The organism is Lamprobacter modestohalophilus, from assembly GCF_016583905.1.
Lineage (GTDB): Bacteria > Pseudomonadota > Gammaproteobacteria > Chromatiales > Chromatiaceae > Lamprobacter > Lamprobacter modestohalophilus.
On record NZ_NRRY01000056.1, the window covers coordinates 1 to 19529 of the forward strand.

At 62.7% G+C, this 19529-nt stretch carries 22 protein-coding genes and 1 tRNA gene; 12 read left to right on the plus strand and 11 right to left on the minus strand.

What is annotated here, in order from left to right; all coding sequences use genetic code 11:
* Positions 1–322 precede the first annotated feature (322 nt).
* The gene (locus CKO42_RS21875; protein WP_200248952.1) at positions 323–1276 is read left to right on the plus strand and encodes an IS1595 family transposase; all 954 of its coding nucleotides are present in this window, start codon (positions 323–325) and stop codon (positions 1274–1276) included.
* A gap of 186 nt (positions 1277–1462) precedes the next feature.
* On the opposite strand, the gene CKO42_RS28630 is transcribed toward CKO42_RS21875, so the two are convergent.
* Positions 1463–1657, minus strand: a complete 195-nt coding sequence (locus CKO42_RS28630; RefSeq protein WP_420844341.1) for a hypothetical protein — start codon at positions 1655–1657, stop codon at positions 1463–1465.
* Between the two features lie 165 nt (positions 1658–1822).
* Here CKO42_RS28630 and CKO42_RS21885 point away from each other — a divergent pair, with 165 nt between their 5' ends.
* Together CKO42_RS21885 and CKO42_RS21890 are read left to right on the plus strand one after the other, a co-directional pair.
* The gene (locus tag CKO42_RS21885) at positions 1823–2029 is read left to right on the plus strand and encodes a hypothetical protein (RefSeq protein ID WP_200248957.1); all 207 of its coding nucleotides are present in this window, start codon (positions 1823–1825) and stop codon (positions 2027–2029) included.
* On the plus strand, positions 2026–2244 hold the full coding sequence (locus CKO42_RS21890) for a hypothetical protein (RefSeq protein WP_200248961.1): 219 nt from the start codon (positions 2026–2028) through the stop codon (positions 2242–2244). The genes CKO42_RS21885 and CKO42_RS21890 overlap by 4 nt, the downstream gene beginning before the upstream one ends.
* On the opposite strand, the gene CKO42_RS21895 is transcribed toward CKO42_RS21890, so the two are convergent.
* The gene (locus tag CKO42_RS21895) at positions 2245–2922 is read right to left on the minus strand and encodes an Abi family protein (RefSeq protein WP_200248965.1); all 678 of its coding nucleotides are present in this window, start codon (positions 2920–2922) and stop codon (positions 2245–2247) included.
* A gap of 520 nt (positions 2923–3442) precedes the next feature.
* Between CKO42_RS21895 and CKO42_RS21900 the strand changes: the two genes are divergently transcribed.
* Positions 3443–3670 carry a hypothetical protein gene (locus tag CKO42_RS21900; protein WP_200248967.1) on the plus strand — a complete coding sequence of 76 codons (228 nt, stop codon included), beginning with the start codon at positions 3443–3445 and terminating at the stop codon, positions 3668–3670.
* Positions 3667–4077, plus strand: a complete 411-nt coding sequence (locus CKO42_RS28635) for a type II toxin-antitoxin system VapC family toxin (protein ID WP_200248969.1) — start codon at positions 3667–3669, stop codon at positions 4075–4077. Before CKO42_RS21900 ends, CKO42_RS28635 begins: the two co-directional genes overlap by 4 nt.
* Before the next feature lie 308 nt (positions 4078–4385).
* On the opposite strand, the gene CKO42_RS21910 is transcribed toward CKO42_RS28635, so the two are convergent.
* The 5 genes from CKO42_RS21910 to CKO42_RS21930 are packed head-to-tail and all read right to left on the minus strand — an operon-like array spanning position 4386 to position 7365.
* Positions 4386–5183: an ABC transporter permease gene (locus tag CKO42_RS21910; RefSeq protein ID WP_200248971.1), complete on the minus strand. Its 798-nt coding sequence runs from the start codon at positions 5181–5183 to the stop codon at positions 4386–4388.
* A 2-nt stretch (positions 5184–5185) separates the two neighbouring features.
* Positions 5186–5872, minus strand: coding sequence for an ABC transporter ATP-binding protein (locus CKO42_RS21915; RefSeq protein WP_200248989.1), 687 nt, complete (start codon positions 5870–5872; stop codon positions 5186–5188).
* The gene (gene trmB / locus CKO42_RS21920) at positions 5872–6681 is read right to left on the minus strand and encodes a tRNA (guanosine(46)-N7)-methyltransferase TrmB (RefSeq protein ID WP_200249000.1); all 810 of its coding nucleotides are present in this window, start codon (positions 6679–6681) and stop codon (positions 5872–5874) included. Before trmB ends, CKO42_RS21915 begins: the two co-directional genes overlap by 1 nt.
* A 55-nt stretch (positions 6682–6736) precedes the next feature.
* The gene (locus CKO42_RS21925) at positions 6737–7129 is read right to left on the minus strand and encodes a type II toxin-antitoxin system VapC family toxin (protein ID WP_200249005.1); all 393 of its coding nucleotides are present in this window, start codon (positions 7127–7129) and stop codon (positions 6737–6739) included.
* Positions 7126–7365, minus strand: coding sequence for a type II toxin-antitoxin system Phd/YefM family antitoxin (locus tag CKO42_RS21930; protein WP_322825020.1), 240 nt, complete (start codon positions 7363–7365; stop codon positions 7126–7128). The genes CKO42_RS21925 and CKO42_RS21930 overlap by 4 nt, the downstream gene beginning before the upstream one ends.
* 355 nt (positions 7366–7720) lie before the next feature.
* Here CKO42_RS21930 and CKO42_RS21935 point away from each other — a divergent pair, with 355 nt between their 5' ends.
* A complete protein-coding gene (locus CKO42_RS21935) occupies positions 7721–8329 on the plus strand; it encodes a Uma2 family endonuclease (RefSeq protein WP_200249008.1) in 609 nt (202 codons plus the stop codon).
* Positions 8330–8458: 129 nt separating this feature from the next.
* Here CKO42_RS21935 and CKO42_RS21940 read toward each other — a convergent pair whose 3' ends face one another.
* Together CKO42_RS21940 and thiS are read right to left on the minus strand one after the other, a co-directional pair.
* A complete protein-coding gene (locus tag CKO42_RS21940) occupies positions 8459–9256 on the minus strand; it encodes a thiazole synthase (RefSeq protein ID WP_200249012.1) in 798 nt (265 codons plus the stop codon).
* Between the two features lie 299 nt (positions 9257–9555).
* Positions 9556–9756: a sulfur carrier protein ThiS gene (gene thiS, locus CKO42_RS21945; RefSeq protein ID WP_200249016.1), complete on the minus strand. Its 201-nt coding sequence runs from the start codon at positions 9754–9756 to the stop codon at positions 9556–9558.
* Positions 9757–9900: 144 nt separating this feature from the next.
* Between thiS and CKO42_RS21950 the strand changes: the two genes are divergently transcribed.
* From CKO42_RS21950 to CKO42_RS21975, 6 genes are all read left to right on the plus strand, one after another.
* Positions 9901–11721 (plus strand): AMP-binding protein, encoded by a 1821-nt coding sequence (locus tag CKO42_RS21950; protein WP_200249019.1) that lies wholly within the window; start codon positions 9901–9903, stop codon positions 11719–11721.
* Between the two features lie 87 nt (positions 11722–11808).
* Positions 11809–11882: transfer RNA gene (locus CKO42_RS21955), tRNA-Gly, on the plus strand.
* A complete protein-coding gene (locus CKO42_RS21960) occupies positions 11855–12238 on the plus strand; it encodes a putative signal transducing protein (RefSeq protein ID WP_338034980.1) in 384 nt (127 codons plus the stop codon). Before CKO42_RS21955 ends, CKO42_RS21960 begins: the two co-directional genes overlap by 28 nt.
* A gap of 20 nt (positions 12239–12258) precedes the next feature.
* The gene (locus tag CKO42_RS21965; protein ID WP_200249029.1) at positions 12259–14925 is read left to right on the plus strand and encodes an AsmA family protein; all 2667 of its coding nucleotides are present in this window, start codon (positions 12259–12261) and stop codon (positions 14923–14925) included.
* 71 nt (positions 14926–14996) lie between these two features.
* Positions 14997–16094: an A/G-specific adenine glycosylase gene (gene mutY / locus CKO42_RS21970; RefSeq protein WP_200249087.1), complete on the plus strand. Its 1098-nt coding sequence runs from the start codon at positions 14997–14999 to the stop codon at positions 16092–16094.
* Positions 16095–16112: 18 nt separating this feature from the next.
* Positions 16113–16385 carry an oxidative damage protection protein gene (locus tag CKO42_RS21975; RefSeq protein WP_200249032.1) on the plus strand — a complete coding sequence of 91 codons (273 nt, stop codon included), beginning with the start codon at positions 16113–16115 and terminating at the stop codon, positions 16383–16385.
* A 49-nt stretch (positions 16386–16434) separates the two neighbouring features.
* On the opposite strand, the gene purU is transcribed toward CKO42_RS21975, so the two are convergent.
* Both purU and CKO42_RS21985 read right to left on the minus strand, forming a co-directional pair.
* Positions 16435–17289 (minus strand): formyltetrahydrofolate deformylase, encoded by an 855-nt coding sequence (gene purU / locus CKO42_RS21980; protein WP_200249047.1) that lies wholly within the window; start codon positions 17287–17289, stop codon positions 16435–16437.
* Between the two features lie 41 nt (positions 17290–17330).
* Positions 17331–19529: a peptidoglycan-binding domain-containing protein gene (locus CKO42_RS21985; RefSeq protein WP_200249050.1), complete on the minus strand. Its 2199-nt coding sequence runs from the start codon at positions 19527–19529 to the stop codon at positions 17331–17333.

Sequence of the window (19529 nt, forward strand, 5' to 3'; positions counted from 1 at the left end):
CGTGATGGCCCGGTCTTTGTGAGTCTCTGTCATTGGTCTGCTCCGCTACCTTGGTTGACGATGGGTTCTCATCATCGCTTATTGTGCCCGCTCGGGGTGTGTTGGAGGAGCGGGGCGGACCATTCCATTACTATTGTGTGATCACTGCGGAGAGCGAATCGAGTCTGCCTATGCGGACGACGATAAAGATGAAGCGACGGGTTAGAAACTGTCCATCAACTTCTTCCCGATTCCTGATTAGCAAGCTTCTTCAGCCAACCCCCTTTTTCGCCGAGGAAAAGCGCATAGTGGAGCGACTCCCGCTTGCTCGAAGGATCTCGTCATGCCGATGAACCGCATTCAGTTCCAACCTGGGCTGTCGTTGCCGAGGTTCACCGAGCAGTTCGGCACCGAGGCGCTCTGTGAGGCTGAGCTCGAACGGCTGCGCTGGCCCGAGGGATTTCGTTGTCCCAAGTGCGACCACCCACAGGCCTACATCCTGCACGTCGGCGCTCACAAGACCTTTCAGTGCCGAGCCTGTCGGACACAGACCTCGCTGATCGCCGGCACCCTGTTTCAGAGCACCCACTTGGCGCTGACGGTCTGGTTTCTGGCGATCTACCTGATCAGCCAGGCCAAGACCGGCCTCTCCGCGCTGGCCCTGAAGCGGCTGCTGGGCGTGAGCTATCCGACGGCTTGGCTGATCCAGCACAAGCTGATGCAGGCCATGACCGAGCGCGAAAGCGCTTATACGCTCAGTGGCAACGTCCAGGTCGACGACGTGTATCTCGGCGGTGAGCTGGCCGGCGGCAAGCCCGGGCGCGGCTCGGAGAACAAGGTCCCCTTCGTCGCGGCGGTGTCCTTGAGCCTCGAAGGCCATCCGCTCTACACTAAAATGGCCGCTGTGCCTGGCTTCACCCGCAAGGCGATTGCCGCGTGGGCGAGCCGCGATCTGGCTCCAGGCTGCGAGGTGACCTCCGATGGCTTGGCCTGCTTTGCTGGCGTCACCGATGCTGAGTGTACGCATCATGTCATCGTCGTTGGCACGCGCAAACCGAAGGACTTGCCGGCGTTTAGCTGGGTCAACACCCTCTTGGGCAATCTCAAGAGCAGCTTCGGCGGCGCCTACCATGCCTTTGACTTCGAGAAGTATCGTGCTCGCTATCTCGGCACCTTCGCCTATCGCTTCAACCGGCGCTTCCATCTGGAAACGATTCATAGCCGCCTGCTGCTGGCAGCCACGACAACCGGGCCGCGTCCTGCGCGCTGGCTTCGTCTGGCTGAAGAAGCTTGCTAATCAGGTCCCGATTTGAGGCCCGCTGTTAGGCGATCATCGGGAAGTAGAAAGTGGACAGCCACTTAGGGCAGAAGACTGCGGTTTTGGTTTGCCGTATCAACTGGCGGCTCTGTTCCAGCTGGGCTGACGCCCTAAAGCACCGCTGCGGGTCGACGCGAACACGTCCAACGCCACTTCGAGGCTGCGCTACACCGCCCGCAGACGCACCAGCCGTAACCGATGGCGACCATCGAATAACCGCCGGGCGCCGATCGAGATCGCGGCGATGCTGCCGAGTCCGGTGCCACCGGCGCTCAGCTCATCCAGGCCGTGGGTGGTGCCGCTGCCGTGGCTCCCGCCTCGCGGGCTCTCTGCCGAGCATCGCCGCGAGCGATTACCCACCGTCATCTCTGGCGTTATACTCGAGAAGCATACTCAGCGCCGTTCTGGTCCAAGGACAAAAGGATGACTGCAGGAACATCGAACGATGGCCAGAACAGACAATCATCAGACCGACAATCATCAGACCGACACGAGTAGTAGCGCCAACCGAGGCCTCGAAGCCAAATGATCGATACCGAAATCCGCCAAAGAGGCGTGCAACTGCTTGCAGAACATCTGGGTGATATGGAAATGGAGCGGTTCATCGCGCTCATCCAGCGAGAACCCTTCGACTATACCCGCTGGCGACAACAGTGGTTTACCGAGTGCGAAGAATCCTCTATTGAAGACATCAGTCGGCAGGCCATGGCGCTCAAGGAGTCTGTCTCATGACCATCGATGACATCCTGCCTTCAGTCGGCGCGCTCTCCCATACGGACAAGATCCGCTTAGCGCAGGTCGTCCTGCAACAACTCGCCCAGGAAGAGCGCGCCTTTATGCAGTCCGAGCCATCGCAGGTTAGTGGGCATCATCCGCTAAAAGGCAGTGTGACCTTCGAAAAGGATATCGTCTCACCGATTGATGTCGACTGGGATGTCAGCCAATGATTATCCTCGACACCCATGCCTGGATCTGGTGGGTTGACGAGTCGCAAAAACTTCCCGAAGCGACTCGGGAATTGGGTAGTCGAGACATCGTTCCGAAGTCCCATACCTCGCAAGCGACCCAGATCGCCAAGGGCTGACGTACTTGGTTTTGTTGTGAAGGACGAACTCCTCCTTGGAGCGACCGATCAGCTGGGCGTGCTTTCCCAACCATTCATGGTGGCTGGTTACGCCCTTATCATTGTGCAGTTTCTCGCTGAATTCCGAATGGAACAGCGCGGGATTGAGGTAGGCGAAGCGGTCGAGCTTGCCCAGGGTGTGGGAGACGTCCACCCGCAGCGCGATTTCGATTCGCTCCAGCGCGTCCATCACCAGCATGCGCAACTTCTTGTCGAAGACGTAGAGCTTGACCGCATCCTCGAAGGTCGCGCTGGGCCGAAAATCATCGAGGGCGATTCTCGTTTCCTTCCGTTGCTTCTTGACCGGTTTCCGGCCGTGCTCGTCAAGCAGGATCAGCAGCCCCGACCGCTCGCGGAAGGGAAACCAGTAGCCGCTCAGGCGGTAGTAGCCGATGCGCTGCAAATACTCCAGGGCCTTGGGTCGATCCGTCACCATCAGACCACGGGAGATCAGCAGGTCGGGTTGCTCCTCGTAGCTTTGCCACGGCTTGGAATAGGCCATCCGACTAATCCTCCGCCTCGGTTCGATAGGCTTCCTTGAAGGCGCCAGATTCGGGCTAGTCGTCCTCCTGCAACGCTGTGCCGTTCTGGCAATCAGCTTGCTCCCGGCACGCAGCAGATCACAGAAGAGCCCATACCTAGAAGCTCCGCCCCGGCCATCGCTGCGCTCGGCGGCGCTCCGCGACCTCTGACTCTGGCGCGTCTCCAGCGCTTCGGCTTAGACTGCAGTAACTCTGTAAGGCACTCGAAGCTGACCACTTTAGTCCTGATCATGATCTGTCGGGTCGCTTTGCTCTACCTGGGCTCGGCCTCCTACTAACTCACCGAAGATGACGTCAAAGATATATAGCCTCTAACGTCCGCAGTCGGCCAGTAGCGGCCATTGGCGCGTTAGCTTTACTCGACTGCTGTGACACCCCGACCAAGGCTAACGGCTCCGAGTCCCAATCATTCGCGTCCTGCACCGATGTATAATCTCTGGCCAGCGACCATCGCACAAAAAATCAGGTCAGAGATTCCCCATGCAGATCGAAGCTGATGTTTCCAAGGACGGCGTGCTCACGGCAATCTTGCCGGCCCGTTACCGCGGCAAGCGGGTTCACGTCATCATCGATGATGAAGCGGAGCACGCTACCGCCCAATGGGCCGCGATCTCCGCGGTGCTGGATCGCGCCGAGTCAACCTCCATCGCCTCTCGTGACCACCGCGAGATTCTGGGGGAGATCCGGCAGTTCCGAGAGTCGTCATGAGGCTTGCTTACGTTGATTCCTGTATTTGGATCACGTTGATTGAGGGGCTCGAGTCCTATCGGCCCCCGATTCAGAATGCTCTGGCCCGCTTGGCCCACGAAGGCTGGGAGCTTTGCACCTCCGATGCGGTTCGGCTAGAGGTCCTGGTCAGACCGCAGCGTCTCGGCGACAACAACCTCGTTGATATCTACGAAGCGCTGCTGGATGCGGCTCGAACTCTCCCGGTCCGGCCCGCCGTTTTCAAAGATGCCTTGGTCACGGCGACTCGCGAGGGTCTCAAGGCAATGGACTCGGTCCATGTCGCTATCGCCGCTCAGCATGGTTGCGAACGGTTCGTTACCACCGACCCACACTTTCAGGACCTGACCAGTCCATCCCCACACCTGATAGCCCTCCCCGCCGCTTAGGCTGCAGATACTCCTCGGTGCCAAACTGCTCGGAGAACCTCGGCAACGACAACCCAGGTGGGAAGTGAATGCGATTCATGGCCATGAGCGGGTCCTTCGAGCAATCGGAAGTCGCTCTACTGTGCGTCTTTCCGCGGCGAGAAAGGGGCTTGGCCGAAGAAGCTTTCTAATCAGGTGCCTTCATGGCAGGCCTGCTTGCGGCCAGTCATGCACATCAGTTGATAGACGCGCAATAGTCGTGATCCCAACCGTCAACTGGAGCGACCGACGCTCGCCGCGCGCACGTCCAACGCCGCTTCGACGCCGGCCTACACCACCCGCAGCCGCTCCAACCGCAGCCGATGCCGACCATCAAACAACCGCCGAGCACCAATCGAGATCGCGGCGATGCTGCCGAGCCCGGTACCGCCGGCGATCATGAACATGATCAGCAGCTGATACTTGGCGGCCTCCATCGGCGGACTGCCGGCGAGGATCTGGCCGGTCATCATGCCCGGTAGGCTGACCAGACCCGCGGTGGTCATGGCATTGGTTATCGGGATCAGGCCGGCGCGCAGGGCATCGCGGCGGATGTCGGCGATCGCCTCGCTCCAGGTGGCGCCGAGCAGCAGCCGCGCCTCGATGCGGTTGCGGCCTTCCCAGGCCTGGCGGCTGAGCCCGTCGAGGGCGACGGCGATGCCGTTCATGGTGTTGCCGAGCAGCATGCCGAGCAATGGGATCAGGTATTGCGGCTGGTACCAGGGCGTGACGCCGATGATCACCGTCAGCGCCAGCACCGTGATGCTGAACGAGGACAGGAACATCGAGAGCGCGCCGATGCCGTAGCCCCAGGCGCCACGGAAGCGCCGTCGCTGCCGCGCCATCACCTCCCAACCCGCGACCGAGAGCATCACCAAGGCAAGCAGCCCGATCAAGAGCGGATCGGTGGTCGCGAACAGCACCTTGAGCACCAGTCCGAGCAGAACCAGCTGCACCGTGCTGCGCGCGGCGGCGATCAGGATGCGTCGCTCGATGCCGAGATGCAGGCGCCAGGAGAGGGCGGCGAGCAGCAGTACCAGGCCGGCGGCGAGCGAGAGGTCGAAGGGGCTGAGAGAGATGAGATCCATGGTTAAAGGGAGAGTTCTGGGATGAGCTGGCCGCTGTCGATGACGAAGCAACGTCCACCGGCGGCTTGCGCTAGGCGCTGGCGCTGGTCTGGATCATGGCTGGCCCAGAGCACGGCCGCTCGCCGCTGGCGCCGGTAGTCATCGATCAGCTGCTCGGCGTGCTCGCGGTTGGTTGGGTCCAGGTTGGCGGTGGCCTCGTCCAGGAGCAGCACCTCCGGGTCATTGAGCAACAGTCGCGCCAGTGCGAGGCGTTGGCGCTCGCCGGTCGAGAGCCGCTGGATGTCCCAATCGAGGACGTCGCGCTCGAAGCCGAGGCGGGTGAGCAGATGCGGCAGCGCTGTGCTAACAGCGGGATCACGATCGGCGTTGTCGGCAGGATCAGTCGATGATGCAGCCCGTGCGGCGGCAGCAGTGATGAAATGGTCACCAACGCGATCGGCCCACCAGCCGCTCTCGGCTGGTAGCAAGCCGACGCGCCGCCGCCACTCCGGGGCCGGGATCGACGTCCGAGGCCGGTCGTCGATCAACACTTCGCCCTGATTCGGATCGAGATCGGCAATGGCGCGCAGCAGTAGGCTCTTGCCGGAGCCTGAAGGCCCGGAGATGAAGATCAGCTCGCCGGCGTTGATCTGCAGATCGACCGGGGCGAGGATACGCGGTTGCAGCTGCGAGAGGGTTAAGGCAGCCATCAGCGACGCCGGTAGATCAGGTCGTGTACCTGATGACCGAGGCGCTGGCCGCGGCGCTCGAACTTGGTCAGCGGTCGTTGCGCCGGGCGTGGGCTGAACTGGCCCGGTCCAGCGCAGTTCTCAAAGAGTGTGTTGGCGTCGTCGAGCATGGTCAGCATCCACTCCGCATAGGGGGTCCAATCCGTAGCCAGGTGAAAGATCCCCGCTGATTGCAGCGTCCTTGCGACGGCGGCAACGAAGCTCGGCTGTACGATGCGCCGCTTGTGATGACGCTTCTTCGGCCAAGGGTCGGGGAAGAACAGCTGTACCCGGTCAAGGCTAGCAGCGGGCAGGCCGGTCTCGAGCAGGGCCGTCGCATCGGCGCGCAGCACGCGCACATTGGTCAGCCCCTGTTGCTCGAGCAAGAGCAGCAGATGGCCAACGCCGGGTCGGTGGACTTCGAGGCCGATGAAGTCGCGCTCCGGTGCCGCCGCGGCCATGGTCGCCAGCGATTCGCCGTTGCCAAAGCCGATCTCGAGCGTGATGGGACGCGGCTTAGTGAGATCGGGCTGGGCGGCGGCAAATAGCGCCTGTGGGTCGAGCGTCTCGCCTGGCTGCCAGTCGACGCCGAAGCGCGGCCAGAGTTCGCGAAAGGCGCGCTCCTGGCCGGCCGTCAGCCGCCCCTCGCGCAGCACGAAGCTGCGAATTGGGCGCGGTATGCGCTCGCGCGCCTCGGCAGGCGCTGGCTCTGCAGCATTGCCCGCGTCTCGATTGCTGAGTTTCAAGACCTTGGTCGTGTTTTGGATGGCGTTGCGGTTGGTCTTGTCCATGGGGCAGCCGGGATCAGGGAGCGCTTGGTGCGACGACGGATGCCAATAGCGGTGATCAAACAGAGACACGGACCGTCGAGACGGGATAGCGAACGATCAGGCCATCCGAGGTCACGAGGGTCAATCCCTCGACCATGGCTTGGGCGATCAGCATGCGGTCGAACGGGTCTTTGTGAATCGCGGGAAGATTCTGCACCATCAGCGCATGGCTGCTGTCGATGCAGAGTTCTCGGTAGCCATTGTCGAGCAGGCCGCGGCGCAGGGCGTGCGCGTCGACCTGAAAATCGTCTCGCCCCAGTCCGTTCTTGATGACCACCTCCCAGAGATTGGCCGGGCTGAAATGGAGCAGGTTCTCGGGGGCTGCGAGCAACGCGCGCGCCTCCTCCGACAATCGCTTGGGCTCACCTGCGGACCAGAGCAGCACCTGGGTATCGAGCAGCAGCTTCAAGCTTGCTCCCCAAACATCGCTAGGATGGTGTCTTCACCCATGCGATCGAAATCATCGGGCACGCGAATCTGCCCCGCCATGAAGCCGAGGCGCTGCGGGGTCGTTACTTCTTGAAGGGGTATCACCTTGACCATCGGGCGTCCGGCCTTGGCAATGACGAATGGCTCGCCGCCCGCTGCCTTTTCAACGAGCTGAGAAAGGTGGGTCTTGGCTTCGTGCATGTTGACGGTGCGCACTGGGATTCTCCGGATAAATCAAACTAGACTAACCGGACTTAGTTTTATCGAGCCGCGATGCGTTGTCAATCAGGAGCCGCTTGGTGTTTGGGCTCAGCGCGCGCCTGAAGCGGCTGAGCGATGTCGGGTTTGCTGCTCATCGTCCATCTCGCTGTGGCGGACAACGATGAGGCGAAGCTTCAATAATCGGTTGCAATCAAGGTCTGCCGATGATTCAGTCATGACTTCCTTCCATCTTCTTCGTGTTCAATCGTTGTGGCGCCGCCAGCTTGAGTACGATGACAGAGCACACTGGCTCTAGCCGCGCGAGCGTGCCACGAACAGGTTCCACAGCCGTCTTACCGGGAGCGCCATGATGTCCAATCTTGCCGTGTCGTCATTCATTACTGTCGATGATTATCTGGCCTGCGAGGCCGAGTCGCCCATCAAACACGAGTATGTGGATGGTGAGGTTTTTGCGATGGGCGGCGCCACCGATGCGCATGTCACCGTCGCGGGGAACGTCTTCAGCCTCCTGCGTGCCCATCTGCGCGGTGGCCCTTGCCGGGTCTACATCACTGATATGAAGCTCCAGGTGGAGCGGGCCAACGCCTTCTTCTACCCTGATGTCTTCGTCACCTGCGCGGCGGCGGATGCGTCTGAGCCGTTGATCAAGCGCTCGCCGACTGTTGTGATCGAGATCCTCTCCAAGTCGACCGAGGGCTACGATCGCGGCGGAAAGTTTGCCCGCTACCGGCTGCTCGATAGCCTGCAGGAATACGTCCTGATCGATTCACGCCGGCGGGTGATCGATGTCTTTCGTCGTCACGCCAAGGGCTGGCTGCTGCAGCCGCTGGCCGAGGATGGCCGACTGGAGCTGCCGACGCTCGATTTCGGCTGCACGATGGACGAGATCTACGAGGATGTGACCCTAGAGCCGGTGATCGACGAGCCAGACGGCGAGCCGATCACCAAGGTGGTCTGACGCTCGCCTACCCAGGCTCTGCAGGAGCAGGCCTAACAATCATGGCGCGACGCTACCCTGGACAAGGAATCGCGCGAGATTCAGGTTGACGAGGGATCTGATCAAGAACGCCTCGGAGTCCTCGAAGCCTCAGAAAAAGGTCCCCTCGATTGGCGATGAAGCCGATGCGAAACGCTTCGCCGGCATGCGCCCGGCCAAGAAGGCCTCGCGCCCGGCCTCAATGCCCTTGCGCATCGCGCTGGCCATCAGTACTGGGTCCTTGGCTGCGGCAATCGCGGTGTTCATCAACACGCCGTCGCAGCCCAGCTCCATCGCCACGGCCGCATCGGAGGCAGTGCCGACACCGGCATCGACCAGAATCGGTACCTTGGCGTTTTCGACGATGGTGAGAATGTTCAGCCGATTGCGAATGCCCAGCCCGGAGCCGATCGGCGCCGCCAGGGGCATCACCACGCAGCAGCCGATCTCTTCCAACTGCTTGGCGACGATTGGGTCATCGTTGGTGTAGACCATCACATCGAAGCCATCGGCGACCAGGATCTTGGCGGCCTCGACGGTCTGCAGCACATCCGGGAACAGGGTCTTCTGGTCACCGAGCACCTCGAGCTTGACCAACTTGTGGCCATCGAGCAGCTCGCGTGCGAGGCGGCAGGTGCGCACCGCGCTGTCGACGTCGTAACAGCCGGCGGTATTGGGCAGGATGGTGTAACGATCTGGGGTCAGCACCTCGAGGATGTTCGGCTCATCGGCGTTTTGGCCGATGTTGGTACGGCGCACGGCGATGGTGACGATCTCGGCGCCGCTGGCCTCGATCGCGCGCACGGTCTCGTCCATGTCCTTGTACTTGCCGGTGCCAACCAGCAGGCGCGAGTGGTAGTCGCGGCCGGCGATGGTGAAGTTGTCTGAAGAGGTCGTCGATGCAGTCATAACGATGGGCGTCGGTCTTAAATAGGGTCGTCAAATCAGAGTAAGGCGTTCGCGGGACGCTGATCAGTGATGTTCAGCATCCGATGGGCGGCCTCGGAGTGGTCAAGGCCCATGCCAGGCTCGCCACGGTCTTGATGCGGACTCGGCGCAGGCCGGGCTGCCTTGGTGGGCGGTGCTCAGACAATAGCTGATCGGCTTGGCCCGTGGCGCTGAGGATTGTCCGTGATCCGCTCGACAGAGACCGGATGGGCTCGGCTAACGCTCATTATGGCGAAGCGCTCGCAGCTACCTTGGGTTCATCAGCCGCCACCCACCGCATGGATGATCTCGACCGCATCACCAGCCTTGAGCTCATGCTCGGCAAAGCGGCTGCGCGGCACCAGCTCGCGGTTCACCTCAACCGCCAGACGGCGGTCGGTGAGGCCAAGGTGCTCGATCAAGCCGGACATGCGCGTCGCGTCTGGGACCGTGGTTGGGGTGCCGTTGAGCTGGATTTGCATCCTCAAGTAACTCCTGTGAGCAGACAATTCTGATGACGCGCGGTGCTGTGGCGGGCGACATCCTGATTGGTGGGCGGCGGGCAATTTCACTAGACTGCAGCGCCGACGAAAACAACATAAAGACTCAATCGGGAGGCACCGACAGTGAATCGATGGTCCGAGGATCTGATCTCGGTCGAGCGCGCTAGCACGCTCGACGGACTGTTTCATCAACGCCTGCGCCGATCACCGGACCGCGCTGCTTACCAATGGTTCGATCGCACCAGCGAAAGCTGGCGCAGCATCAGTTGGCGCGAGACCGCGGATCAGATCGCGCGTTGGCGAGCGGCGCTGAGCGCGGAGGCACTGAGTCCGGGTGATCGGGTGGCCATGCTGCTGCGTAACTGCACCGAGTGGGTGATCTTTGACCAGGCCGCCCTGTCGCTGGGGTTGATCACCGTTCCCCTGTACACCGACGACCGGGCCGACAACGCCGCGCATATCCTCCAAGATGCCGATTGTAAGGTGCTGCTGATCCAGGATGCCAACCGCTGGAAGCGCTTGGCGCCGGCGATTGGCGAGGCGCTCTATCCGGAGCGCGTCGTGATCCTCGAAGACAGCGAGCAGTCGCGCCGCGTTGCGACCTACGATGAGCGTGTCGTGGTTGCCACAAACTGGCTGCCGGAGCACGGCGAGCCTTGGGCGCAGCGTGATGCCGATCCAAACTCGTTGGCGACGATCGTCTACACCTCTGGGACCACCGGGCGGCCCAAAGGCGTGATGCTGAGCCACCTGAACATTCTGGCAAATGCGCATGCCAGCGTCACCATGCTGGATGTCTACCAGGAAGACGTCTTCCTGTCGTTCCTGCCGCTGTCGCACATGCTCGAGCGCATGGGCAGCTACTACCTGCCGATGATGACCGGCTCGACGGTCGCCTATGCGCGCTCGATCAATCAGCTTGCCGAGGATCTGCAGACGATCCGCCCGAGCGTGATCATCGCCGTGCCGCGGGTGTTCGAGCGCGTCTATCAGCGCATTCAGGATCAGCTCGAGGGACGCCCCAAGCTGCTGCGGTCGCTGTTCAAGCTCGCGGTTAGGGTCGGTTGGATCGACTTCGAGCGTCGCCAGGGGCGGCGTGGCTGGCATCCCTTGCTGCTGCTCTGGCCCTGGTTGCGGCGCAAGGTGGCGCGGCCGGTGCTCGAGCGTCTCGGCGGGCGGTTACGCGCGGCGGTGAGTGGCGGTGCACCGCTGCCGTTTGGCGTCGCTCAGCTCTTCATCGGGCTCGAGCTGCCGTTGGTGCAGGGCTATGGGCTCACGGAGACCAGCCCGGTGGTAGCGGTCAACCCGCTGGAGGACAATCGGCCGGAGAGTGTCGGCATCCCGCTGCGCGGCATCCAGGTGCGCATCGGCGCCGATGATGAGCTACAGGTGAAAGGCCCCTGTAACACCCTCGGCTACTGGAACAATCACGTCGCGACCGCGCGCATGTTCACCGCGGACGGCTGGCTGCGGACGGGTGACCAAGCGCGGATTGATGATCGCCATGTCTATATCACCGGTCGCCTCAAGGATATCTTGGTGCTCTCGAACGGCGAGAAGGTCCCGCCGGCAGACATGGAGATGACCATCGGCCTCGATCCGCTGGTCGAGCAGGTGCTGGTCCTCGGCGAGGGGCGCTCCTACCTGACCGCCATCATGGTCCTGAACAACGACCTTTGGCCTGGCCTGGCAAGCGAGTATGGCCTCGATCCGAATCGAAGCGAGAGCCTGTCGGACCCGCACTTGCTGCGCGATATCCTAAAGCGTATCCGCGATGCGCTCGCCGATTTTCCTGGCTACGCCAAAGTGCGTCGGGTCACCCTAGCGTTGGAGCCCTGGACGATCGAGAACGCGATGCTGACGCCGACGATGAAGGTCAAGCGCAATCAGGTGCTTGAGCAGTACAAAGACGCTGTCGAGCAGATGTATGCCGAGCATCACTGAGGTCGGTGGTATTTGAGATCGGTGGTGTTTAATGATGCAATGCGCCGTTGCAGTTGCTCGGCGCCGGCTCTACAATCCCTCGTCCAAGCGGGCGTAGTTCAATGGTAGAACAGGAGCTTCCCAAGCTTCTAATGTGGGTTCGATTCCCATCGCCCGCTCCACTCTGTTTCAGATCATGCAGCAACTCTATCAGGCCGCCGACCGCATCGAGGCACAGCTGCTGCGTGACCTGCTCGACCGGCATCATGTCGAGGCCCGCGTCTTTGGCGATTATCTCTCCGGGGCAGCCGGTGAGCTTCCCGCTGATGTCTATCCCACCGTCTGGGTCATCGAAGACCACGACTTGCCACGTGCTCAAACCTTACTCAACGACTGGCTCGCGGAGAATCAGGCGCGGGCTACGGCAGCCTCCTGGGTCTGTCGCGGATGCGGCGAGCTGGTTGATGGCAGCTTCGACCTCTGTTGGCGTTGTGGCCAGGAGGCGTTGTGGCCAAGAACATTGAAGGACGCTGACTGATGCCAGAAAGGCGCTGAATCATGCCAGTTTGGATCAAGCTGGGTTGGATCAAGCTGACCCTAGGCCTTGTGCTTGCGCTGCTGTTGCTGGTCGTGGCTGCTGCCGCGATCGCGCCGGCGCTGGTCGACAAGCAGCAACTCTTGCGCGACCTCGAAGCCGAGATTAGTCTCGCGCTGGGCCGGCCGACCCAGGTCGAGTCCATCGGGCAGCTGCGGCTCTTGCCGACGCCGCGTCTTCGCCTCGAAGGGCTGCGGGTTTCCGAGACTGCCGCGGCTGCCGCGACTGCTGCGGCTGAAGTGCCTGTCTTTGCAACCGTCGAGTCTGTGCATCTTGAGGCCGCTATCTGGCCCTTGGTGATGGGGCGTTTGGTGCTAGCCGAAGTGCTGATTGATCGCCCGAGGCTCAGCCTGCAGATGCTGTCGACTGCCCCGTCTTCAGCTGCGTCTACTGCTGCAAGCCATCTTGCAAGCCATCTTGCAAGCCACCTGATGAGTCGGGTGGGCGAGCGCTCTCCTCGCGCCTTGGTAGGTGCCACCGATGCTCAGGATGTAGCTGGATCGGGGCTAAAGCAGGTGTCAGGATCGGCCCAGGAGGAGCTGGCGACGACAGCGCCGATGGGGCCACCGTCAGCCACAGCCATGGTATCCCCGCCGACACTGCCGCCGATTCGTCGGCTGATGATCCGCGATGGCGAGCTGATCGGGCCAGGCACGACGACCGGCACGAACTCAATGCTTGGTCTGGAGGCGTTGAGCCTGACCGCAGGCCCGATCGTCCCGGGACGCAGCGGTCGTCTGGATGCGACTTTTAGGCTGTTGACGCCGATGATCTCACTGCCCGGCTTAGTCGAGGCCGAGATCAGGCTGGCAGATCCACTCACTGAGCTTACGTTGCGACCGTTGAGCTTGCGGTTTGGTCGCCTTGCGGGTGGCCAGGGGCCGCCGATCGAGATCGCTGCGGAGGCTCGATTCGAGCTCATGAACGCTCGCCTCTCGATCGACCCGTTCGAGCTGCTCGCCGATCGGCTGCAGGTCACTGGGGCTGCGCAGCTGTTTCCGACGCCCTCGGGTCTAGGCATCGACGGCCAGGTTCGAGTGCCGCCGTTTGATCTGCGTGCTTGGCTTGTCGCGCAGACCGCGCTGAGGATGCCCGGCAACGCCCAGACCTTGAGGCGGGTTGGCGGTCAGTTTGATCTGCAGCTCCGCGGCCTTGCCGTGGCGATCGACAACGCGGCCATGATCATTGATCAGACACAGCTCGCCGCGGTGGCGCGTCTACGGTTGCCGATGGGGCCGTTGACTCCGTTCTCAGGCCGGCTCGCGGTGGCGATCGACCGGCTCGAGCTTGATCCCTATCTGGCTGGCGCCGAGCCTATTTCTGGGCCTGGGCCTGGGCCTGGGCCTGGGCCTGGGCCTGGGCCTGGGCCTGGGCCTGGGCCTGGGCCTGGGCCTGGGCCTGGGCCTGGGCCTGGGCCTGCTGGACCCACTGCGCCGGCTGTCTCGGCTAACGCTGCGCCAGCGCTGACTACCTCAGCCAAGCCTATGGCAACGGTGTCTCATGCCGTGGCCAATGCGGTGCCAGCTGCGCCTGCTGCCGCGCTCAACCTTGCGACAACTCAGCTGCCACCGTTACCACCGCTGCCACCGGCGGCCAGGCAGCCAGAGCAGGGTCTTCGGCTGCAACTGGCCGCCGGCGAGCTGCGCCTTGGCGGGCTCGGCCTCAGCTCGGCGCAGCTCACAGGGCATCTGCTTCCGCGTTCGCTCGAGCTTGACTCAAATGCCGACTTCTACGGTGGCCGGCTGGAGACCCAGTTCGCCGCAAGTCAGTTGGCTGGTGCGTCGGTCCCACAGCCAGGGCGAGAGCCGGATTCAGCGTCCACTGCAGATAAGGCGTCGTCCCGACCCGAAGCCCGACCCGGACCTGGACCTGGACCTGGACCTGGACCTGGACCTGGACCAGGGCGAGCGTTCGATGCGCAGTCTGCGGGTGCCCGGGCGCCTGGGCCAGACCTGCAGCTCGAGGCGACCGCGAGCAGCGTCGATCTGGCCGCGCTTCTGTCCGAGCTCCAGCTCGGCGGCCACGATCAGGTACCGATCACCGGTCTCGCCGAGATCGATCTCGATCTGTTTGCCCGCGGTGCCGATTCGGCCTCGATCCTCTCGACGCTGGGTGGTGAAGCTGCCTTCGCAGTGCGCGAGGGTGCTGTGACCATGGTTGATCTCGGGCAGTTGATCACCGGCACTATCGGTGCGATCGGTGTCTCGCGCGAGGATGCGGAGAATCTGACCCGCTTTCATGCCCTCACCCTAAGCGCCAAGGGGGCGGAGGGTCGATTCAGTAGTGACGACATTCAGCTGCGATCGAACCTCCTGAATATCGATGGTCGCGGTGAGTTAGACCTCAGCACACAGCAGATTGCGCTCAACTTGCAGGCGGTGATGACCAAACCACCCAAGGGTCAGGGCCGGGGTATCAAGGAGTTGGAAGGCATCCCGATCCCGATTAGCGCGAGTGGCCCCTGGGCCGATCCACGCTGGGAGGTCGATGTGCGGAGCGCGCTCGATACGGCCGCCCGGCGTGCGCTGCGCGAAGACAACGGGCTGTTCGACGAGATCGAAGAACGCACCGGCATCAAGGGACTCGGCGACGGATTACGGCAGATCCTGCCGGGGCTGCTCGGGAGGTGAGCCAGCAGGAGGATCAGCGAGCGCCCAAGCCAGCATCCAAGCCCAGGTGCCCGCAGGTCCCAACCTCGGCGATCGCCAACGATTTCGCACAACGCCTGCTCAACTGGTTCGGGCGCCATGGTCGCCACGACCTGCCTTGGCAACGCGACGCGACGCCTTATCGCGTCTGGGTCTCGGAGATCATGCTGCAGCAGACCCAGGTCGCGGTGGTGGTGCCTTATTTCGAGCGTTTCATGGCGCGTTTCCCCGACCTGCAGTCGCTGGCTGCTGCCGACCAGGATGCGGTGTTACACCTCTGGTCCGGGCTCGGCTACTATGCGCGGGCGCGCAACCTGCATCGTGCTGCGCGTGTGATCGTTGCCGAGCATCAGGGCCGATTCCCGGAGCAGGTCGAGGCGCTTGAGGCGCTGCCAGGGATCGGTCGCTCGACGGCTGGCGCGATCCTGTCGCTGGCGCTCGGCCAGCACCATCCGATCCTCGACGGTAACTGTAAACGGGTCTTGGCGCGCTGCTTTGCGATCCCGGGTTGGCCGGGCAGCAACGCTGTCTTGGCCCAGCTGTGGGCGCTGGCCGAGGCGCTGACTCCGCTCGAGCAGGTGGCCGATTTCAATCAGGCCATGATGGACCTCGGCGCGACGCTCTGTAAGCGCGCTCGCCCGGCTTGCTCAGTGTGCCCGCTGGCGGATTGTTGCCAAGCCTTGGCGCAGGATGCGGTCAGTGCCTATCCGGCGCCCAAGCCGCGCAAGCAGACGCCATTGCGCGCTGCACAGTTGTTGTTGATCCAAGACCCGCACGGGCAGGTGCTGCTGCAGCGACGGCCGCCGGCCGGGATCTGGGGCGGACTCTGGACTCCGCCCGAGCTGAGCGTCGATGCCGATGCCGAGGATTGGTGCCGTTCGCAGCTCGGTGCATGCGTGCTGCGACTTGAAATGCTGCCTCGGCGCCGACATACCTTCAGCCACTTCCAGCTCGAGATGTGGCCGGTGTTGGTCAAGCTTGCAGCCGCCGCTGCCCGAGTCGGCGATCAGCCCGATGTGAGCTGGATCGATCCGGCTCAGCCTGGCGCCCTCGGGCTTCCGGCGCCGATAAGACGCCTGCTCACCGAACTGGGAGCAACGACGCCTCGCGCTGTTGCCGAGGCTGATAGCGAACGCCAACCAAGCGAATGAAACGACAGGAGTAGCCCGATGAGCCGCATGGTCAACTGTGTAAAGCTCGGCCGCGAAGCCGAAGGTCTGGACCGGCAGCCGTATCCCGGCGAGCTTGGCAAGCGTCTCTTCGAGAGCGTCTCGAAGCCAGCCTGGGCCGATTGGCTCAAGCATCAGACCATGCTCATCAATGAGAACCGGCTGAGCCCGATGGACCCAAAGGCGCGCAAGTTCCTCGAGGAGCAGATGGAGCAGTACTTCTTCGGCGACGGGGCGGAGATGCCCGAGGGCTACGTGCCACCGAAGCAGTAGCCCTGGACGATAGTCCTGGGCAATCGCGCTGGGCAATCGCTCTCGACTCTCAGGCGAAGACCACCGTCTTGTTGCCATGCAGCAGCACGCGGTCTTCGAGGTGATAGCGGACACCACGCGCGAGGACCGTTTTCTCCACGTCCTTACCCAGACGAACCATGTCCTCGACCGTATTGTGGTGTCCAACCCGCACCACGTCTTGCTCGATGATCGGGCCGGCGTCCAGCTCGCTGGTCACATAGTGGCAGGTCGCGCCGATCAGCTTGACGCCGCGCGCCGAGGCCTGATGATAGGGTCGAGCGCCGACGAAGGAGGGCAGGAAGCTGTGATGGATATTGATGATCCGCCCAGGATAACGCTCGCAGAGATCGGGTGGCAGGATCTGCATGTAGCGCGCTAACACCACCAGGTCGGCCTTGGCGGCCTGTATCGCGGCGTTGACCGCTGCGAAGTGATGCGACTTATCTGAGCCATCGACCGGCAGATGCTGGTAATCGATGCCATGCCAGTTCACATAGTCGCGGAGATCGGCATGGTTTGACAGCACACAGGGGATGTCGAACGCCAACTCGCCGCTGCGCCAGCGGTAGAGCAAGTCTGATAGGCAATGTGCCTGCTTGCTGGCCATCAACACGACGCGACGGTTGACGCCGGTGTCCGTCAGGTACCAGTTCATCGCAAAGCGGGTTGCGATCGGCTCGAACAGGGCCCGGAAGCGCTCCTCACCGAAGGGTAGCGATGTGGCCCGCACCACATAGCGCATGAAGAACCATTGGCTCTCTGGGTCCGAGTAGTGATGCGCCTCGGTGATCCAGCCGCCATGCTGGGCGATGAAGTCACTGACTGCGGCGACAATCCCCACCTGATCGGGGCAGGAGACGATAAGTCGGTAGGAACGTTCCATTCGGTGCTGTGGCCTCGACGTTGCGGATGAGTTGCTAAACGTTACCTTGAAACAGCTGTTTCATCCGCGCGGGTGGCGATGCGCCATGAATCTGAGTGCTCGTTCAGACTCAGGCTCAGGCTCATCCTCTCCGGTCTCGGCAGCAGGTGGTAGAGGGTCAGATGGTGCCTGGCCTCTGGCGCCGCGCAGTGCCGGTGGCTCTCGGGCTCGGCGTCGATAGGCGAATAGGGGCCGGATGGCGGTAGGAAGATGTTGCGACCCATCGGCGGCAGGTCGAGCATCGCGACCGTCACCGGGTCGAGCAGACCATCGGTCGGGCGTAGGCCATGGCGTAGCTGAAACTGATTGAGCGCGGCTTGAGTGAGCTTGCCGGCGATGCCGTCGAATTGCGCCGTCTGGGTGCGTTTGCGTGCATGGGTTTGGGTCTGTAGGCCCTTTTCGGCGAGTGCCTTCTGCAGTCGCGCGATGTGCGGCCTCGAGCTGCGCTGATGGCTCTTCAGGAGTCGGTTGATGGCCATCAGGTCTAAGCTACTCTGCAGCGCGGCCCGCTGAGCGGCCTGCAGCGCCGCATAGCGGGCGAGGCGCTGATCATAGAGCTCGAGCGCGACACGCTCGCTCGGCATCAGGCTATCAGCCAATGCGGGATCAACCGGGGTGTCCTTGCCGACGAGATCGCGAAAGGCCTGCAGCGCCTCGCGAACCGCTGGGTTGTTGGTGTCGGTAGCGTTCTCATCCAGCGCCAAGAGCCCGAGATTTTGCAGCGCAGATCGGGCCGTCGGCGGCAAATGGGTCAAGGGCTTGTCGTCCCCTTGCCGAATCAGTTCGGCGAGGCGCTCCTTGTAGGCCTGCGTCTCGACGGCATCGAGCGGTCCGTTGACCAACGGCGCCGGTAGCGGCAGGCTGCCCGTGAGCGCATGGCGAAACTCGAGCGTGTTGGTGATCTTGTCGTCATTGAACGACCAGCCTGGCATGTCGCCGCCGTTCATCTGAAAGCCAACGCCGTATTTGGCGCGAACCATGGCTGGCTGCTGCTTGGCCTGGACGCGTGCGGAGAGCGCGTCCAAGAACTCCGCCCAGGTGTAGGGATTGGTCTTGGTGCTGGCGTCGCGATAAAACATGCCCGCGTTTCCGGTCACCACCGGCGAGTCGGCCGGAAGGCCCCATTCAGCGCTCCTCCAACTGGCAGGGGCAGATAAGGCCCCGGACGGTGGGCGATAAACGGCGGAGTCGCTCAGCCGAGGGTCTAGGGTGCCGAGCCGATGCGATCTTGAGCCTGAGGATGAGCCTGACCCCGACCGATTGCTAGGGAGGCGTCCTGTCGTTGCTAACAGGCGCCGCTGCCTGGCAGCGGCCAATGGGTTGGCGTCAGACAGCCCTGGGCTCAGGCGACTGCCGGGGAGTTGGATGTAGTGTCGCTGTCTGGTGCCGGCGAGGCCTAGTCCTAGCCCCGTTGCCGGCTTCGGCTCGCTGTTGGTCTGTGCGGGCGCAACGCTTAGGGTGTGGCGAGCCTCTCCCCGCGCCAGTGCCAAGATCTGCCGGCCGCGTTTCTCGCCGAGAAAGTGGAATAGGTAGTCTTCTTCTGGCGTTTTGGCCCCAGAGTCGACGCTCAGATAATGCTTGGCAAAGGCAAGAACGGCGAAATTGTGCCGCAGGAGCTGCAGTTGCTCGTCCTCGGCCTCGCGTTCGCCGGCAACCGTCTCTTCAATGATGGAGCGCACCTGCTGATCGCTGAATGGCCCGGCGCCGAGGTCCATGTGGTCACGATGCAGGGATGCGTCCGCAGCGCTGACCGCCAACAGCTCTGCGCCATAGCGCTTGATGATGCGGTAGAAGGTGGAGGGGATGAACTGCCAGACGCCGGTCGCCGAGCCGAGCCTGCCTTCCGCGATCGTCGGTCGGACAAAGTCGTTCCAGGTCCGTGCACTCTCGAACTCGCCGGTCGCGAGCGCTTGCCCCAAGCTCTTTCCAGTGCGTTGCGCCATCTCGAGCAAGATCAGCATCTGGCGCGGAGAGATGTCTTGAGTGCGGTCGTAGTTGCGCGCCTCAGCCTCAGCCTGGGCGCGAAATTCCGCTATTGCCAGTGTGTGCGCGCTTGGCGCTTGATCGACGACATCCTGGCTCTCACTCCTCTCATCGGCGATGTCAGTATCTGCCGAAGCGGTCATCAGGCCGCCAGCCAAGAGTCCGAGGCCAAGCGCCAGCAGCCAGCATGGATGAGTCGGATTCTGTTGTCGTCGCAT

Bases quoted from the DNA above. Each gene is read 5' to 3' on its own strand.
- CKO42_RS21915 (WP_200248989.1), bottom strand. From the start codon at position 5,872: ATGGCTGCCTTAACCCTCTCGCAGCTGCAACCGCGTATCCTCGCCCCG.
- CKO42_RS21890 (WP_200248961.1), top strand. From the start codon at position 2,026: ATGACCATCGATGACATCCTGCCTTCAGTCGGCGCGCTCTCCCATACG.
- CKO42_RS21965 (WP_200249029.1), top strand. From the start codon at position 12,259: ATGCCAGTTTGGATCAAGCTGGGTTGGATCAAGCTGACCCTAGGCCTT.
- CKO42_RS21885 (WP_200248957.1), top strand. From the start codon at position 1,823: ATGATCGATACCGAAATCCGCCAAAGAGGCGTGCAACTGCTTGCAGAA.
- CKO42_RS21935 (WP_200249008.1), top strand. From the start codon at position 7,721: ATGTCCAATCTTGCCGTGTCGTCATTCATTACTGTCGATGATTATCTG.
- CKO42_RS21985 (WP_200249050.1), bottom strand. From the start codon at position 19,529: ATGCGACGACAACAGAATCCGACTCATCCATGCTGGCTGCTGGCGCTT.
- CKO42_RS21900 (WP_200248967.1), top strand. From the start codon at position 3,443: ATGCAGATCGAAGCTGATGTTTCCAAGGACGGCGTGCTCACGGCAATC.
- thiS (WP_200249016.1), bottom strand. From the start codon at position 9,756: ATGCAAATCCAGCTCAACGGCACCCCAACCACGGTCCCAGACGCGACG.
- CKO42_RS21895 (WP_200248965.1), bottom strand. From the start codon at position 2,922: ATGGCCTATTCCAAGCCGTGGCAAAGCTACGAGGAGCAACCCGACCTG.
- CKO42_RS21975 (WP_200249032.1), top strand. From the start codon at position 16,113: ATGAGCCGCATGGTCAACTGTGTAAAGCTCGGCCGCGAAGCCGAAGGT.
- CKO42_RS28635 (WP_200248969.1), top strand. From the start codon at position 3,667: ATGAGGCTTGCTTACGTTGATTCCTGTATTTGGATCACGTTGATTGAG.
- trmB (WP_200249000.1), bottom strand. From the start codon at position 6,681: ATGGACAAGACCAACCGCAACGCCATCCAAAACACGACCAAGGTCTTG.
- purU (WP_200249047.1), bottom strand. From the start codon at position 17,289: ATGGAACGTTCCTACCGACTTATCGTCTCCTGCCCCGATCAGGTGGGG.
- CKO42_RS21875 (WP_200248952.1), top strand. From the start codon at position 323: ATGCCGATGAACCGCATTCAGTTCCAACCTGGGCTGTCGTTGCCGAGG.
- CKO42_RS21910 (WP_200248971.1), bottom strand. From the start codon at position 5,183: ATGGATCTCATCTCTCTCAGCCCCTTCGACCTCTCGCTCGCCGCCGGC.
- CKO42_RS21940 (WP_200249012.1), bottom strand. From the start codon at position 9,256: ATGACTGCATCGACGACCTCTTCAGACAACTTCACCATCGCCGGCCGC.